Consider the following 15,683-nt stretch of genomic DNA (forward strand, 5'->3'; position numbering starts at 1 on the left):
GGGAGAGGCTAGTGGGCGTCGGTGGCGGTCAGATACCGGCGCAGGACGTCGGCGACATCGGTGATCTGCTGCACCGGTACACGCTCGTCGCGCTTGTGCGCGAGGTTGGGATCGCCGGGACCGTAGTTCACCGCCGGGATGCCCAGCGCGGAGAACCGGGAGACGTCGGTCCAGCCGTACTTGGCGCGGAACTCTCCCCCCGCCGCCGTGACCAGCGCCGCTGCCGCGGGTGCGGCCAGACCCGGCAGCGCGCCCGGAGACCTGTCGGTCACCTCGACGGTGAGATCGAGATGCTCCGCGTCGGTCGCCTCGCGCACGTGCTCGATCGCCTGCTCCACACTGCGGTCGGGGGCGAAGCGGAAGTTGACGTCGACGAATGCCTCGTCGGGGACCACGTTCCCGGCGACGCCGCCGCTGACACGGACCGCCTGCAGTCCCTCCCGGTACACGCAGCCGTCGATGTCCACGCTGCGCGGCGTGTACGCGGCGAGCCGGTCGAACAGCGGGCCCAACTTGTGGATCGCGTTGTCCCCCAGCCACGATCGGGCCGAGTGGGCGCGCGTCCCCGTCGCGGTGAACCGCATGCGGAGCGTCCCCTGGCACCCCGCCTCGATGTAGCCACCCGACGGCTCACCGAGAATCGCGACATCTCCGCGCAGCCACTCGGGCATCTCCCGCTCGATGCGACCCAGACCGTTGGCCGACGCCTCGATCTCCTCGCAGTCGTAGAAGATCAGCGTCAGGTCCGCGGTGGGCTCAGCGACCGTCGCCGCCAGGTGCAGGAACACCGCGTCCCCCGACTTCATGTCGACGGTTCCGCATCCGTGGAGGACGTCGCCCTCGGCGTGCCCGCGCTCGCGACGACTCGGCACGTTGTCGGCGATGGGGACCGTGTCCAGGTGACCCGCGAGGATCACCCGCGTCGGGAGCCCCCGGTTCGTCCTGGCCAGCACGGCGTCGCCCGAGCGCACGATCTCGAATCCCGTGGTCTGCTCGCGCAGCGCCCGCTCCACCGCGTCGGCCAGCGTGGCCTCGTCTCGCGAGACGCTGGGAACGTCCACCAGCGCCGCCGTGAGGTCGACGGGATCGGCGTGCAGGTCCAGGGAGATCGGTGCGCTCACGCAGCCGACCTTACGTTCGCCCGGCCGTCCGGTCGTCCTCTAGGCTCGGTCCCCGTGACCACAGGAGCATCGGCAGTCGGCATCGCACACATCACCCCGTCGGGAACGGTGCTGGACACCTGGTTCCCCGCTCCCGAGCTCGCCGAGGTGGCCGAGACCGGCACCGCACGGCTCGACGCGGCGGACGTTCCCCCGGAACTGGCCGCGCTGGTCGGACACGACGACGCCCGCGACCTCGACATCGTCGCGGTGCGCACCACCATCTCCTCCCTCGACGACGCCCCGGTCGACGCACACGACGTCTACCTGCGCCTGCACCTGCTCTCGCATCGCCTCGTCCGGCCGCACGGCCTCAACCTGGACGGCCAGTTCGGCCTGCTGTCCAACGTGGTGTGGACCAACCACGGCCCGGCGGCCGTCGACGGCTTCGAGGCGACGCGCGCCCGTCTCCGTGCACGGGGCGCCGTCACCGTCTTCAGTGTCGACAAGTTCCCGCGACTCGTCGACTACGTGCTCCCCACCGGTGTCCGCATCGGCGACGCCGGTCGCGTGCGCCTCGGCGCCCACCTCGCATCCGGCACGACGGTCATGCACGAGGGTTTCGTGAACTTCAATGCCGGCACGCTCGGCTCGTCCATGGTCGAGGGCCGCATCTCCGCCGGCGTCGTCGTCGACGACGGCTCCGACGTGGGCGGCGGCGCCTCGATCATGGGCACTCTGTCCGGCGGCGGCAAGGCCGTCATCTCGGTGGGACAGCGTTGCCTGCTCGGCGCCAACGCGGGGCTCGGCATCTCCCTCGGCGACGACTGCGTCGTCGAGGCGGGCCTCTACATCACCGCGGGCACCAAGGTCACCGGCCCGGACGGCACCGTCGTCAAGGCGGCCGATCTCAGTGGCCAGTCGAACATGCTCTTCCGTCGTAACTCCGTTTCCGGTGCCGTCGAGGTCGTGCCGTGGAAGGGTACGGGCGTCGAGCTCAACTCGATCCTGCACGCCAACGACTGAGCGATTCGGCGGCAGGCTGCGTCCGGGGGGACCGTGAGCCAGGAAGCGATACAGCAGGAACCGCGACTCGAGTCGGTGATCACCGACGATCTGGGTGACGCGGACGCCCACACGTGCGAGGGGCTGGTGCGCGGCGCCTTCGGCGAGCGTTTCACCCCGCACGACTGGCAGCACGCCCTGGGCGGTACCCACGTGATCCTCCGCGACGGCGACCGCATCATCGGCCATGCCGCCGTGGTGCCGCGCCTTCTCCACCACGGCGGCGACGAGTTCGACGGCGGCTTCGTCGAGGCCGTCGCCCTGGACCCGGAGTTCCGGGGCACCGGGCTGGGTGCGCGGCTCATGGCCGCGATCGAGGAGCAGATCGAGTCGGACGACGTGGTCGGCGTGCTCAATTCCCTTCCCGACGCCGTCGGGTTCTACGAGCGGCGTGGTTGGGTGCTGTGGCGCGGACTGCTCGGCGGCATCGGCAACACGGAGGAGCCGACACCGCCCGACGAGGACGACGCCGTCATGGTGTTCCGTCCCGAGTCCCGTCTCGATCCGGACGGCACGCTGCTGGTCAACAATCGCGTCGGGTCGCGCTGGTAGTCCTGCCCTCCCGAACATGTGAATCACCGTTCCGTCCTTGACACCAGTGCGGAACGGGCGTTCACTTCTTGCCATGGTGTACCGACGGACCGCTGCGGTCCAGGAGCGGCTCGATGCCGCCCGATCTCGAATCGTCGCCGCTGCACTGTCTCTCGTGGCCGAGCGGGGGTACGCCGCATGTTCGATGGCCGACGTGGCCGCCCGCGCCGGCATCGGTGTGGGCACCGTCTACCGCTACTTCCCCGGCAAGGGCGAACTGTTCGCCGAGGTCTTCCGCGACGCCTGCAGCCGCGAGGTGGCCGCCGCGACAGCGGCGGGTGTGCGCGCCGCCGCGACCGGCACCCACACCGACAGCCTGCTCGCCTCGGTCCGCACCTTCTGCGATCGCGCCTGTCGCGCACCGACTCTCGCTTACGCGCTGCTGGCCGAGCCCATCGACGCCCTCGTCGACACCGAGCGTCTCGCCTTCCGGCAGTCGTTCGCGGACGCGTTCGCCGCCGCCATCCGTGCCGCCGCCCTGGCCGGTGAACTCCCGGACCAGGACGCGCCCCTGACGGCGGCGTGCATCGTCGGCGCCATCGGCGAGGCACTTGTCGTCCCACTCGCCCGCGGCGAGGCCGACGCTCGCGTTCTCGCCGCACTCGAGACCTTCACACTCCGCGCCCTCGGCGCCCCGACCGACAGGAGAGCGTCATGACCCCCACGCACACCGTCACCAATCAGGTTCCGCCGCTCATCGGTCACGACGTCGCCGACCACCCGGTCGTCCTGGAGGCCCTGCACCGCGAGGGCGCCGACGACGCACTCGACGAGCTGCACCGGCTCGGTCGGCTGGCCGGGAGCGAGCAGGCGCAGCGCTGGGGCGATCTCGCCGAGGAGCGTCCGCCCGTCCTGCACACGCACGACCGCTACGGGAACCGCATCGACGAGGTGGTCTACGACCCGGCGTACCACGAGTTGATGCGCACGGCAGTCGAATTCGGCATGCACGGGGCGCCGTGGCGCGACCCGTCACCGAACGCGCATCTGATCCGTGCCGCGAAGTTCAGCGTGTGGGGCGCGGTGGACGCGGGGCACGGGTGCCCGATCTCCATGACGTACGCTGTCGTTCCCGCACTCCGAGCGAACGCGGAACTGTCCGCGCTGTACGAACCGCTGCTCACCTCGTCGACGTACGACCCCTCGTACCGTCCTCCCGCGACCAAGACGGGTCTGATCGCGGGCATGTCCATGACCGAGAAGCAGGGCGGTTCCGACGTCCGGGCGAACCGCACGACGGCCGTGCCGCAGCCGGACGGCTCGTACCGGATCACCGGCCACAAGTGGTTCACGTCGGCGCCGATGTCGGACGTCCTGCTGGTCCTCGCGCAGGCGCCCGGCGGCCTGTCGTGCTTCTTCCTGCCCCGCGTCCTCCCGGACGGCACTCGCAACGCCATGGCGATCCAGCGCCTGAAGGACAAGCTGGGCAACCATTCCAACGCCTCGAGCGAGGTGGAGTACGACGACGCGACCGCCTGGCTCGTCGGCGACGAGGGTCGCGGCGTGCGGACCATCATCGAGATGGTCAACATGACGAGGCTCGACTGCACCCTGGGGTCGGCCACGGGAATGCGGGCGGGCACCGCTCAGGCCGTGCATCATGCGGTGCACCGGCAGGCGTTCGGGAAGAACCTCGTCGACCAGCCGCTCATGCGGAACGTCCTGGCCGATCTCGCGATCGAGTCCGAGGCGTCGACGACCGTCGCCCTGTGGCTCGCCGCGCTCACCGATCAGGCAGCTGCGGGCGACGAGCGTGCCGCCGCACTGCGGCGCATCAGCCTCTCCGTCAGCAAGTACCTGGTGTGCAAGCGCGGCCCGGCGCATGCGGCGGAGGCCCTGGAATGCCTGGGCGGCAACGGATATGCGGAGGAGTCGAGGATGCCGCGGCTCTACCGGGAGGCTCCACTGCTGTCGGTGTGGGAGGGTTCGGGCAACGTCGCGGCGCTCGACACCCTGCGCGCCGTGGCACGACAGCCGGAGACGCTCGCCGTGTTCTTCGACGAGCTCGACGGCTGCCGCGGAGCCGATGCGGCGCTCGACGCCGCGGTGCGGTCGCTGAAGGACTCCTTCACCGACATCGCCACCCTCGAACAGCGGGCACGCCGCGTCGTCGGCGAGATGGCACTGGTACTGCAGGGCTCGCTGCTCGTGCGGCACGGCCACCCCGCGGTCGCCGACGCGTTCACGACGAGCCGACTCGGCGGCGACTGGGGCAGCGTGTACGGCACCCTGCCGACCGGGGTGGACACGGCCGCCATCATCGAGCGATCGACGCCGAAGGTTCCGGCGTGACCGACGCACCCGCCCCGTGGCGGGAGGGGTGGGACGAGGGAGCCGACTCCCCCTTCACCGGCCGGACTCCACAGCAGGACTCCCCGACGTTCCGGACGCTCACCTACGAGGTCGACGGGCGGGTCGCCCGGATCACCTTCGATCGACCGGAGCACGGCAACGCCATCACCGCGGACACCCCCGTCGAACTGGCGGCGGCCGTCGAGCGGGCGGATCTCGATCCGCGAGTACACGTCGTGCTGCTGTCCGGTCGCGGCAAGGGGTTCTGCGGCGGCTACGACCTGTCCATCTACGCCGAGAATCTCGATCGGGGCGACAGCGGGGCCGTGGACACGACGGGGACGGTTCTCGACCCCGTCGTCCAGGCCCGCAACCACGATCCGTCGGGCCAGTGGGACCCGATGATCGACTACGCGATGATGAGCCGATTCAACCGCGGATTCGCCAGCCTGCTGCATGCGAACAAGCCGGTGGTGGCCAAGCTGCACGGTTTCGCCGTGGCCGGCGGTACCGACATCGCTCTGTACGCCGACCAGATCATCTGTGCGGACGACACGCGGATCGGCTACCCGCCGACCCGCGTCTGGGGCGTTCCCGCCGCCGGGATGTGGGCACACCGCCTCGGCGACCAGCGCGCCAAACGACTGCTCCTGACCGGTGACTGTCTCACCGGGGCGCAGGCGGCGGAGTGGGGTCTCGCCGTCGAATCGGTGCCCGCGGATCAGCTCGACGCCCGCACCGAGGAACTTGTCGCACGGATCGCGCGCATGCCGATCAACCAGCTGATGATGGTCAAGCTGGCGCTCAACAGCGCGTTGATCAGCTCCGGCGTGCACACCTCCACGATGATCAGCACGGTCTTCGACGGCGTCGCCCGGCACACCCGGGAGGGCTTCGCGTTCCAGACCCGCGCTGCCACCGTCGGATTCCGGCAGGCCGTCCAGGAACGCGACGAACCGTTCGGTGACGCGAAGCGGAGGTGACGTGAGAACGGGGGGGGAACAGGCCCCGCGACAAATCGGTTGGCTCCGAGTACGGCTCGATGAGACAGTCGAGCGGTACGTGAGGAGTCGTGTGTGTCCACCGGAGTGCTCGATCGCGGAACGAGACGTGCGGTCGAGGCGTCCTCCGCGACGGTGACCTCGTCGCTCCGCCGCTTCGCCCCGTTCCTGGCGCCGTATCGCTGGTACTTCGTCGGGTCCATCGTGGTCTCGCTGATCGCCACGCTCACCGGCCTGGTGATCCCGCTCGTCATCCAGAGCATCATCGACGGCCCGATCACCCGCGGCGACGTCGCCGGCGTGTGGTGGCCTGCGGCGCTGGTGCTGCTGCTGGGAACGATCGATGCCGCCGGCATCTGGATTCGTCGCTACCTGGTGTCGGGGCCGTCGAGTCAGTTCGAGATCACGGCCCGCGCGCACGTGTTCGCGAAGCTGCAGCACGTGTCGGTGGCCGCGCACGACAGCTGGGAATCGGGCCAACTGCTCTCCCGCGCCATCTCCGACCTCTCCGCGCTGCGCCGCTTCGTCGCCTTCATCGGACCGTTCATCATCATCAACGCGGTGACCCTCGTCGTGGGTCTCGGTGTCCTGCTCTCCCGCGCATGGCAGTTCGGCGTCATCATGCTCGTCGTGGCGATTCCGCTGGTGTGGGCGTGCGTCCGGTTCGAGGAGCTCTATCGCGTCGTCGCACGCGACGCCCAGGACCAGGCCGGCGACGTCACCACCACCGTCGAGGAGTCCATCCACGGCATCCGGGTGCTCAAGGCGTTCGGCCGCAGCGCCCACCTGGGACGCCGCTTCCTCGCGCAGGCCGCGACGCTCCGCACGACCGAGCTCACCAAGGTCCGATACCTGGCGATCCTGTGGACCGTCATCGTCGGACTGCCACCGGTGGCCGTCGGCGGCATGCTCGCCTACGGGACGTACGCCATCGTGACGGGGACCCTGACGGCCGGAACTCTGGTGGCGACCATGGCCATCGTCGCTTTCCTGCTGTGGCCCATCGAGTCCTTCGGTTTCCTGCTCGCCGAGCTGAACAACGCGCGGACGGCGGCGGATCGGTACTGGGAGATCATGGACACCCCGGACACCATCGTGGATCCGGTCTCCCCCGTTCCCCTGCCCGACCCGGTGCGGGGGCACATCCGCGTCGACCACGTCTCCTTCGCATTCCCGGACGCATCCGACCACCTCCTGCACGACGTCACGTTCGAGGTGCGTCCGGGCGAGACGGTGGCTCTCGTCGGCAACACCGGAACGGGGAAGTCCGTCCTGACGACGCTGATTCCTCGGCTCTTCGACGTCGACGGTGGCGCGATCACTCTCGACGGTGTCGACGTCCGGTCGATGCGGCTGGCGGATCTGCGCTCGGTGGTCTCGGTCGCCTTCGAGGAGCCGGTGCTGTTCTCGGCCAGTGTGCGCGAGAACGTCGCGCTGGGCCGCCCCGACGCGACGGACGAAGACGTCGCGGAGGCACTCGAGATCGCGCACGCGACGGATTTCGTCGAGAAGCTGCCGTGGGGCCTCGACACCCGGATCGGCGAGCAGGGACTGAGCTTGTCCGGCGGTCAACGCCAGCGTCTGGCGCTGGCGCGGGCGGTGCTCGGCCGGCCCCGCGTGCTCGTGCTGGACGATCCGCTCTCCGCACTCGACGTGGACACCGAGGCGACGGTTCAGCGCAGGCTGCGCACCGTGCTCGCGCACTCCACGACCGTGCTGGTGGCACACCGCCCCTCGACCGCCGCGCTCGCGGATCGCGTCGTGCACCTCGGCCACGGCACGGTGATGGAGACCGGGACGCACGAGCACCTGCTCGCCACCTCGGCGGCGTACCGCGACGTGATGGGCTCGATGTCGGGAGCGGAGCGAGATCATGGCTGACACCGACTGGCGCGGCGTCGGCGGTGAGGACACCGACGTGGACCGGGCAGGCAACCTCGTCCTGGCCGGTCGCTCACGTCGACTGCTCCTCTCGCTGCTGCGCCCGCACCGCCGCCGCACGGTCCTCGCGATAGCGATCATCTTCCTGGACAACCTGGCGTTCGTCGCGGGACCGCTGTTCATCGCCCACGCTCTCGACACGGGCGTCGCCGCTGCCGTCGACGGACGCTGGGCGCCGCTGGTGTGGACCGTGGCGGGATACGTCGTGGTCGGGTTCCTCGGCGCCGCCACGACGTACGCGTTCCTCATGGTCTCGGGCCGCCTGAGCCAGGACATCCTGTTCGATCTGCGCGAGCGGGTGTTCCGCCATGCGCAGGCACTGTCGCTGTCCTTCCACGAGAAGTACACGTCCGGCAAGGTGATCTCGCGACTGACCAGCGACGTCGAATCGCTGCAGACGCTTCTCGAGAGCGCGCTCAACGATGCGTTGACCGCGATCCTGTCGATGGTCTCGATCGCGATCATCCTGTTCTGGCTCGACGTTCCGCTGGCCCTCGTCGTGCTCGCGGGATTCGTTCCGCTGCTACTGATCACACGCTGGTCGCAGCGCCGCCAGCGCCGCGCCTACCGACGCACCCGGGTGTCCATCGCGCGCGTCGTGGTGCACTTCGTCGAGTCGATGGTCGGCATCCGCGCCGTCCAGGTGTTCCGCCGCGAGCGCCGCAACGACGCGATCCTGCTCGCGGAGGACACCGAGTACCGGGACGCCACCACCACTGCGCTGCGCGGAATGGCGAGCTACACCGGCATGGTGCGCTGGATCGGCAACGGCACCCTCGCCGTCATCGTGGTCGTGGGCAGCATGCGGGTCATCGGCGGCGCCCTCGACATCGGCGTGCTCGCCGCCTACGTGCTGTACCTCCGCCGCTTCTACGGGCCGCTCGACGAACTCGCGCAGGTGTTCAACGCGTACCAGTCGGCCGCGGCGGCGCTCGAGAAGATCTCGGGCGTGCTCGAGGAGGAACCGACCGTGGCGCCTCCCACCACCCCGGTGCCGATCGGAATCGCGGCCGGCGACGTGGAGTTCGACCGGCTCTCGTTCGGCTACGCCGCGGACGCGCTGGTGCTGCAGCCCTTCTCGCTGCACGTGCCGGCCGGACAGGTGGTCGCCATGGTCGGCGCCACCGGTGCCGGCAAGTCGACGGTGGCCAAGCTCCTCGCGCGGTTCTACGACCCCACGGACGGCCGGATCCGTCTCGACGGCATCGATCTCCGCGACCTGGCCGACGACGACCTGCGTCGCAACGTCGTCATGGTGACGCAGGAATCGTTCCTGTTCTCCGGATCGATCGCGGACAACATCCGACTCGGCCGACCGTCCGCGACCGACGACGAGGTGCGGGCGGCCGCCGACGCCGTGGGCCTCACCCCGTTCCTGGCCGCACTGCCGCGGGGCATCGACACCGACGTGCGCAAGCGCGGTGGACGTCTGTCCTCCGGACAGCGACAGCTGGTGGCCTTCGCGCGGGTGTTCCTCGCCGCCCCGTCGGTGATCGTGCTCGACGAGGCCACGTCCAGCCTCGACATCCCCGGCGAGCGACTGGTCCAGCGCGCCCTCGAGACGATCCTGCACGGCCGGACCGCACTGATCATCGCGCACCGCCTGTCGACGGTCGCGATCGCGGACCGCGTTCTCGTCATGGCCGACGGACGGATCGTCGAGGACGGCACCCCGGAGGCCCTCGTCGCCGGCGACGGCAGGTTCGCGCACCTGAACACGGCGTGGCAGGAGAGCCTGGTCTGACGCGGGACGGTGGTCTCAGGCCACCGTCTCGTCCGGCTCGGTGACGTCGTCGATCTCGGCCGGTGTCGCGTCCGCCATGAGTTCGGTGAGGACGTCGAGCACCCGCGGATCCGACAGCAGCGCGAGGTGCCCGGTGCCGACGAGCGTGTGCAACTCCGTCATCGGCCCCCGTGCGCTGCGCAGCGTCACCAGTCCGTCTCCCACGGCGTCGGCCCACCAGGCCGTGTCGTCGGCGGCCAGGGTGGCGGCGACCGCGACGTGCCGGATCCCGGGGGCGAGCGCCACGTCCGTGGCCAGTCTCAGGTCGTCCACGCCGCGGCTGCGGACATCGAGCAGGTCCGCCCACACCGCCGTCTGCCGCACCTTCCGCAGAGCACGGGAGAGGTGGTACACGCCCGTCGCGAGCGGTGCGCCCTCGTGCGGGGTGCCCAGGTAGCAGGCCGTGCGCACCAGCGGCAGCCAGGTCGCCCTGCTCGCCTCGACCGCACAGGCACGCCGCACCACGAGCCCGCCCATCGAGTGCCCGACGAGGTCGATCCGCTCGACGGGGACGGGCCAGACCGCGATCAGCTCGTCGAGGAGGCCGGCCAGTGCCGCCCCGTTGTCCTCGATCCCGGCGCCCGTGTTGTACCGCAGACAGACCGCGCTGATGCCGTGCGCGGCCAGCGCCTCGCCGTAACTGCCCCGCCCGTCGTGGCGGTAGTACCAGGCCTGCTCGGTCTCCCCCAGCCCGTGTACGAGCACGGCGACGTGACCCGTGGCCTTCGGATACGCGGTGGTCAGCATCGCGGTGTCGTTCCCGACGATGCGGCGCTCGTGATGCGGCCCGAGTTCCACCGTCAGGTCGTTGCCCTCGGCGGCGAGCCGGTCGCCCAGCAGCCCGTTGACGGCGCCGACCACGACCGATCCCGCCGCGGTGGACGTGACCGCGTGGGACACGCGGTCCTCGGGCAACAGCCGGGACACCGCGGTGACAGCCTCGGCGGCCGCCACACCGCCCCCGCGCACTGCCTCGTAGACCAGGTCGGCGATGCCCTCGTTCAGGATGCGCACGGGTGTCGCGGAACGGCCCAGCACCCCGAACACCACATCGTTGATCGCGCGGTGGGTCCCCTGGACAGGGCGGCTGAGGATGTCGATGGCCGTGGCCACGACGTCGGCAGCGCCCGCTACTTCGTTCCGATCGCGATTCGAGTGCACACGTGTACTCTAACCGTCACGCCACCTTGACGACGAGCTTGCCGAAGTTCTTGCCCTCGAGCAGCCCGAAGAACGCGTCGGGAGCGTTCTCGAGACCCTCGACCACGTCCTCCCGGTAGCGGAACGACCCGTTGTCGATCCACTCGGCGACCTCGCGCAGGAAGTCCTTGTAGAGCTCCGGGACGAACTCGCTCTGGATGAAGCCGCGGATGGTCAGGCTCTTCGTCAGCACGCGCGTGAAGAAGCCGGGCAGCCGATCCGGGCCCTCCGGTGCCTGCGTGTCGTTGTACTGCGCGATGAGACCGCACACCGGCACGCGTGCGTAGAGGTTGAGCCGCGGGAGCACCGCCTTCGCGACGGCGCCGCCCACGTTCTCGAAGTAGACGTCGATGCCGTCCGGAGTCGCGGCCTTCAACTGATCCTCGAAGTCCGGGGCGCGGTGATCGACGGCGGCATCGAAGCCGAGCTCGTCGATCAGGTACGCACACTTCTCGGGACCGCCGGCGATGCCGACGGCGCGCGCACCCTTGATCTTCGCGAACTGGCCGACGGCCGAGCCGACGGGCCCACTGGCCGCTGCGACCACGACGGTCTCCCCCGGCTTCGGCTGCCCGATCTTCGTCATGCCGGAGTACGCGGTGAAGCCCGGCATCCCCAGCACGCCCAGCGCGGTGGACACGGGCGCCTTCTCCGGATCCAGCACTCGCACGGACGACGCGTCGACCACCGCGTGCGACTGCCACCCCGTGTAGCCGAGCACCACGGCGCCGACCGACACGGCGTCGCTTCGAGACTCGATCACCTCGGAGACCGTGGCGCCCACCATCGTGTCGCCCACCTCGACGGGCTCCGCGTACGACTCGGCGTCGCTCATCCGGCCGCGCATGTACGGGTCCAGCGACAGGTACAGGGTCTTCAGCGAGACCTGACCGTCACCGACCTCGGGGAGATCGACCGTCTCGGTCCGGAAGTTCTCGGCAGTGGGTGCGCCGGTGGGACGAGAGGCCAGGACGATGCGAGTGGAGGAGGTCATGCCTCCCGACGCTACTCCAACAGGTTCTTGCGGACCTTGCCCATCCCGTTCCGCGGCAACGAGTCCACCACGCGTACCTCACGCGGCCGCTTGTGCACCGAGAGCTGTTGTGCCACAGAGTCTACGACTGCTCTCGGCTCCACCTCGTCACCCACGACGAACGCCACGATGCGCTGGCCGAGATCGTCGTCGGGCAGTCCCACGACCGCCACCTCACGCACTCCGGGAACACCGAGGATCGCCGTCTCCACCTCGCCCGCGCCGACGCGGTACCCACCGGTCTTGATCAGGTCCGTCGACTCCCGGCCGACGATCCGATGAAAGCCCGCCGGGTCGATCGCCGCGACGTCTCCCGTCCGGAACCACCCGTCGTCCGTCCAGCAGGCCGCGGTGGCCTCCGGCTTGTTCAGGTAACCGTCGAAGAACCGGCCGCGCACCTCCAACGAACCGATGGACTCCCCGTCGCGTGGGACCTCCGACCCGTCCTCACCGCGCAGCCGAGTCTCGATGCCGCGCACCGGAACTCCGACCCAACCGGGTCGTCGCTCACCGTCGGCGCGCGTACTCAGCGTGATGAGGGTCTCGCTCATGCCGTAGCGCTCGATCGGCTCGAGACCCGTGAGAGCGGCGATCTTCTCGAACACCGGCACCGGCAGCGGGGCACTGCCCGAGATCAACAACCGAGCGTGCGACAGCGCCGCGGCGGACTCCGGGTCGGCCGCCACTCGCGACCACACGGTGGGAACCCCGAAGTACATCGTTCCCCGCGCCGCGGCGTACCGCTCCGCGGAGGGCTTGACGGTGTGGATCACTCGACTGCCGAGTCGCAGCGGACCCAGGACTCCCAGCACGAGCCCGTGCACGTGATAGAGCGGGAGTCCGTGCACCAGAGTGTCGTTCGCCGTCCACCCCCACGCCTCGGCGAGCGCGTCGATGCCGGCGCCGAGCGCACCGCGGCTGAGGATCACGCCCTTCGGAGGGCCCGTGGTTCCCGAGGTGTAGAGCACGAGACCGGTCGCGTCGTCCGACGGCTCCGCGTAGCTGTGCCAGGACCGTGCGTGCATGCGGACCGGGACGACGGGCAGACCGCCGTCGTGCTCGGGCGCGACACCCAGCCACCCGCGGGCACCGGAGTCCGCGAGGATGTGGTCGAGTTCGGTCGGCCCGGAGTCCGGGGGCACCGGCACCACGGCCACTCCGGCGATGAGCGCACCGACCACGGCGACGACGGTGCGGGCGGTCGGTTCGGCGAGGACGGCCACCCGGTCGACGCCCATGATGCGCTCGGCCACCGACGTGGCGGCCCCGACCAGATCGCTTCGAGAGAGGACGACGTCACCGACGGTGACCGCGTCGTCGGCGTCGCCGCCATGGGTGATCGCGTACGAGTTCAGAGACCGGAGCAGCACACCGAGCAGTCTCTCACGACGCCCGCAGCTGCTCCGTGACCTCGATGCACGTGCAGCCCCCGGCGACCGCGGAACAGTCGACGACCAGGGTGTGCCGGACGGCGTGCAGCAGAACACAGGCGTCGTCGGTGCACTCGACCGCACCGTGCAGGTGGACGACGAGCGTGCCGTGACAGTGGTCGAGAGCGCCGAGACACTCGACGCATCCGGTCAGCGAATCCTTCATGACTCCATCTGTACCACCGGCCCCCGACACGTCCTCGGCCTCGCGGCGGCGCGTCGTCAGAAGAAGACGGTGAGAACGGTCGCGATGGACGCGGTGCCGATCATGGCGACCACGAGGACGGCGGCGACCATCTTCACACCGGACCGGGACGCGGCGGGAGCGTCCGACCACTCGTCGAACGCCTCGACATCGACGCCCTCCTGCGCGAAGTAGTGCACCTCGCCGGGCGGCTCCCACTCCTCGCCGCTGGCACGCACCCGCGACTCGAGCACGGCCAGCCGCTCGCGAACGCGGGGCGGATAGGCCCGCGACGGCGCGTTGATGGGCAGTCGGCGCGCGAGCACCAGCGGTGTCGGGCACGCGGCGACGAACGAGTCGAGCGCGTGCCGCACCAGCGGGTCGGCGTCGTCTCGATCGGTGAGGAACCAGGCCGCACCGGCACCGGCCGGGTCGTCCATCGCCAGGCACGCGTAGCCGAGGAGGTCGAGCGCGGGTTGCGAGGCGGCGTCCTGATCCAGCAGCGCTGTCAGGCGCTTGCGCGCACTCCATGGTTCCCCGCGGGCCAGATCCTCCTGCGCGCGGTCGAGCGCTCCCACGGCCGGGCTCAGACCGTGAGACGGGCGACGGCAGCGGCGATGCGCTCGTCGGTCGCCGTCAGCGCGATGCGGACGTGGGTGCCGCCGTCGGGACCGTAGAACTCCCCCGGAGCGACGAGGATGCCGCGTTCGGCGAACCAGCGCACGGTGTCCCGGCACGGTTCACCGCGCGTGGCCCACAGGTACAGGCCGGCCTCGGAGTGATCGATGGTGAATCCGGCCGCCACCACGGCGGCGGCGAGCGCGGTCCGACGATCGCGGTAGCGCTCGCGTTGCACGTTCTCGTGCTCGTCGTCGCTCAGCGCCGCGGTCATGGCCGCCTGCACCGGAAGGGGAACCATCATGCCCGCGTGCTTGCGGACCGCGAGCAGTTCCGCGACCAGGGCGGGATCGCCGGCCACGAAGCCGGCGCGGTAGCTCGCGAGGTTCGACGTCTTGGACAGCGAGTGCACGGCCAGCAGGCCGGTGGTGTCCCCGCCGCACACCTCGTCGTCGAGGATCGAGACGGCGCGTCCCTCCCAGGTGAGTCCGAGGTAGCACTCGTCCGACACGACGATCGTGCCGCGTTCGCGGGCCCACTCGACCACCTTGCGCAGGTGGGCTACACCGAGCACCCGGCCACTGGGATTGGACGGCGAGTTGACGAACATCAGGGACGCGCGTTCGGGACCGAGACGCGACACCCCGTCCGCGCGCAGTGTGCGGCATCCCGCGAGCAGGGCCCCGACCTCGTAGGTGGGGTACGCCAGTTCCGGAATGACGACCAGGTCGTCGGCTCCCAGGTTGAGCAGCGTCGGAAGCCACGCGATGACTTCCTTGGTACCGATGACGGGCAGCACCGAACCCTCGTCCAGGCCCCTGATGCCGTACCGGCGTTCCAGAGCCGCGACGGCGGCGACTCGCAGAGCGGGGGTGCCGGCCGTCGTGGGGTAGCCGGGCTCGGCGGACGCCGCCGCCAGGGCGTCACGGATGACGTCGGACACCGGGTCCACCGGCGTACCGACGGACAGGTTGACGATGCCGTGCGGATGCGACCGCGCCAGCGCGGTGACGTCGGCCAGCGTGTCCCACGGAAACTCGGGCAACAGGCTCGCCACGGATCGACGAACAGCGGGCGACCGACGCGAGACGACGGGTGCGTCCGTCACGCTCAGTTCTCACCCATGGGGGGCAGAGCCTTGATGAACGGCGGGTCGTAGTCGGTCTTGCCGACCTTGGCCGCGCCACCGGGTGAGCCCAGTTCGTCGAAGAAGTCGACGTTGGCGCTGACGTAGGCGGACCACTGCTCGGGGACGTCGTCCTCGTAGAAGATCGCCTCGACGGGGCACACCGGCTCGCAGGCACCGCAGTCCACGCACTCGTCGGGCTGGATGTAGAGCATGCGTCCACCCTCGTAGATGCAGTCGACAGGGCATTCCTCGATGCATGCCTTGTCGAGGACATCGACGCACGGTTCAGCAATCGTGTACGGCACTGAGGTTCTCC

Annotated in this window: 15 protein-coding genes; 7 read left to right on the top strand and 8 right to left on the bottom strand. The window is 70.1% G+C overall.

All coding sequences use genetic code 11. The annotated features are described in order from the left end of the window. Positions 1 to 8: 8 nt before the first annotated feature. Positions 9 to 1,121, bottom strand: a complete 1,113-nt coding sequence (dapE, locus tag HQ312_RS06710) for a succinyl-diaminopimelate desuccinylase (protein ID WP_222638161.1) — start codon at positions 1,119 to 1,121, stop codon at positions 9 to 11. A 54-nt stretch (positions 1,122 to 1,175) separates the two neighbouring features. Between dapE and dapD the strand changes: the two genes are divergently transcribed. The 7 genes from dapD (at position 1,176) to HQ312_RS06745 (ending at position 9,734) form a co-directional block, all read left to right on the top strand. Continuing rightward, positions 1,176 to 2,126, top strand: coding sequence for a 2,3,4,5-tetrahydropyridine-2,6-dicarboxylate N-succinyltransferase (gene dapD / locus HQ312_RS06715; RefSeq protein ID WP_222638162.1), 951 nt, complete (start codon positions 1,176 to 1,178; stop codon positions 2,124 to 2,126). A gap of 33 nt (positions 2,127 to 2,159) precedes the next feature. Next, positions 2,160 to 2,717 carry a GNAT family N-acetyltransferase gene (locus HQ312_RS06720; protein WP_051612925.1) on the top strand — a complete coding sequence of 186 codons (558 nt, stop codon included), beginning with the start codon at positions 2,160 to 2,162 and terminating at the stop codon, positions 2,715 to 2,717. A 73-nt stretch (positions 2,718 to 2,790) separates the two neighbouring features. Beyond that, the gene (locus HQ312_RS06725; RefSeq protein WP_222638163.1) at positions 2,791 to 3,414 is read left to right on the top strand and encodes a TetR/AcrR family transcriptional regulator; all 624 of its coding nucleotides are present in this window, start codon (positions 2,791 to 2,793) and stop codon (positions 3,412 to 3,414) included. Then, positions 3,411 to 5,048, top strand: a complete 1,638-nt coding sequence (locus HQ312_RS06730) for an acyl-CoA dehydrogenase family protein (protein ID WP_222638164.1) — start codon at positions 3,411 to 3,413, stop codon at positions 5,046 to 5,048. The genes HQ312_RS06725 and HQ312_RS06730 overlap by 4 nt, the downstream gene beginning before the upstream one ends. After that, on the top strand, positions 5,045 to 6,031 hold the full coding sequence (locus HQ312_RS06735; protein WP_308115386.1) for a crotonase/enoyl-CoA hydratase family protein: 987 nt from the start codon (positions 5,045 to 5,047) through the stop codon (positions 6,029 to 6,031). Before HQ312_RS06730 ends, HQ312_RS06735 begins: the two co-directional genes overlap by 4 nt. Positions 6,032 to 6,124: 93 nt before the next feature. Further along, positions 6,125 to 7,930: an ABC transporter ATP-binding protein gene (locus tag HQ312_RS06740; protein WP_222638165.1), complete on the top strand. Its 1,806-nt coding sequence runs from the start codon at positions 6,125 to 6,127 to the stop codon at positions 7,928 to 7,930. After that, a complete protein-coding gene (locus tag HQ312_RS06745) occupies positions 7,923 to 9,734 on the top strand; it encodes an ABC transporter ATP-binding protein (RefSeq protein ID WP_222638166.1) in 1,812 nt (603 codons plus the stop codon). Before HQ312_RS06740 ends, HQ312_RS06745 begins: the two co-directional genes overlap by 8 nt. A gap of 15 nt (positions 9,735 to 9,749) precedes the next feature. Here HQ312_RS06745 and HQ312_RS06750 read toward each other — a convergent pair whose 3' ends face one another. The 7 genes from HQ312_RS06750 to fdxA are packed head-to-tail and all read right to left on the bottom strand — an operon-like array spanning position 9,750 to position 15,672. Next, a complete protein-coding gene (locus HQ312_RS06750) occupies positions 9,750 to 10,934 on the bottom strand; it encodes an alpha/beta fold hydrolase (RefSeq protein ID WP_222638167.1) in 1,185 nt (394 codons plus the stop codon). A 16-nt stretch (positions 10,935 to 10,950) separates the two neighbouring features. Beyond that, positions 10,951 to 11,967, bottom strand: a complete 1,017-nt coding sequence (locus HQ312_RS06755) for an NADP-dependent oxidoreductase (RefSeq protein ID WP_222638168.1) — start codon at positions 11,965 to 11,967, stop codon at positions 10,951 to 10,953. 11 nt (positions 11,968 to 11,978) lie between these two features. Next, positions 11,979 to 13,376, bottom strand: coding sequence for an acyl-CoA synthetase (locus HQ312_RS06760; protein ID WP_222638169.1), 1,398 nt, complete (start codon positions 13,374 to 13,376; stop codon positions 11,979 to 11,981). Positions 13,377 to 13,389: 13 nt separating this feature from the next. Further along, positions 13,390 to 13,602 (bottom strand): hypothetical protein, encoded by a 213-nt coding sequence (locus tag HQ312_RS06765; RefSeq protein ID WP_056447430.1) that lies wholly within the window; start codon positions 13,600 to 13,602, stop codon positions 13,390 to 13,392. 56 nt (positions 13,603 to 13,658) lie between these two features. Further along, a complete protein-coding gene (locus tag HQ312_RS06770) occupies positions 13,659 to 14,198 on the bottom strand; it encodes a DUF6584 family protein (RefSeq protein WP_056447428.1) in 540 nt (179 codons plus the stop codon). Positions 14,199 to 14,206: 8 nt separating this feature from the next. Beyond that, complete coding sequence (dapC, locus tag HQ312_RS06775) at positions 14,207 to 15,295, bottom strand: succinyldiaminopimelate transaminase (RefSeq protein WP_222638330.1); 1,089 nt, start codon at positions 15,293 to 15,295, stop codon at positions 14,207 to 14,209. 53 nt (positions 15,296 to 15,348) lie between these two features. Then, positions 15,349 to 15,672 (bottom strand): ferredoxin, encoded by a 324-nt coding sequence (gene fdxA / locus HQ312_RS06780; protein WP_027503879.1) that lies wholly within the window; start codon positions 15,670 to 15,672, stop codon positions 15,349 to 15,351. Positions 15,673 to 15,683: the final 11 nt, after the last annotated feature.

Origin of the sequence: Rhodococcus sp. BP-316 (assembly GCF_019836105.1) — a bacterium.
In the GTDB taxonomy this organism is placed as follows: Bacteria; Actinomycetota; Actinomycetes; order Mycobacteriales; family Mycobacteriaceae; genus Rhodococcoides.

What these genes read in the sequence shown, in the direction of transcription:
- HQ312_RS06755 (WP_222638168.1), bottom strand. Translation starts at nt 11,967, where the DNA reads ATGACCTCCTCCACTCGCATCGTCCTGGCCTCTCGTCCCACCGGCGCA.
- HQ312_RS06765 (WP_056447430.1), bottom strand. Translation starts at nt 13,602, where the DNA reads ATGAAGGATTCGCTGACCGGATGCGTCGAGTGTCTCGGCGCTCTCGAC.
- HQ312_RS06745 (WP_222638166.1), top strand. Translation starts at nt 7,923, where the DNA reads ATGGCTGACACCGACTGGCGCGGCGTCGGCGGTGAGGACACCGACGTG.
- HQ312_RS06730 (WP_222638164.1), top strand. Translation starts at nt 3,411, where the DNA reads ATGACCCCCACGCACACCGTCACCAATCAGGTTCCGCCGCTCATCGGT.
- HQ312_RS06725 (WP_222638163.1), top strand. Translation starts at nt 2,791, where the DNA reads ATGGTGTACCGACGGACCGCTGCGGTCCAGGAGCGGCTCGATGCCGCC.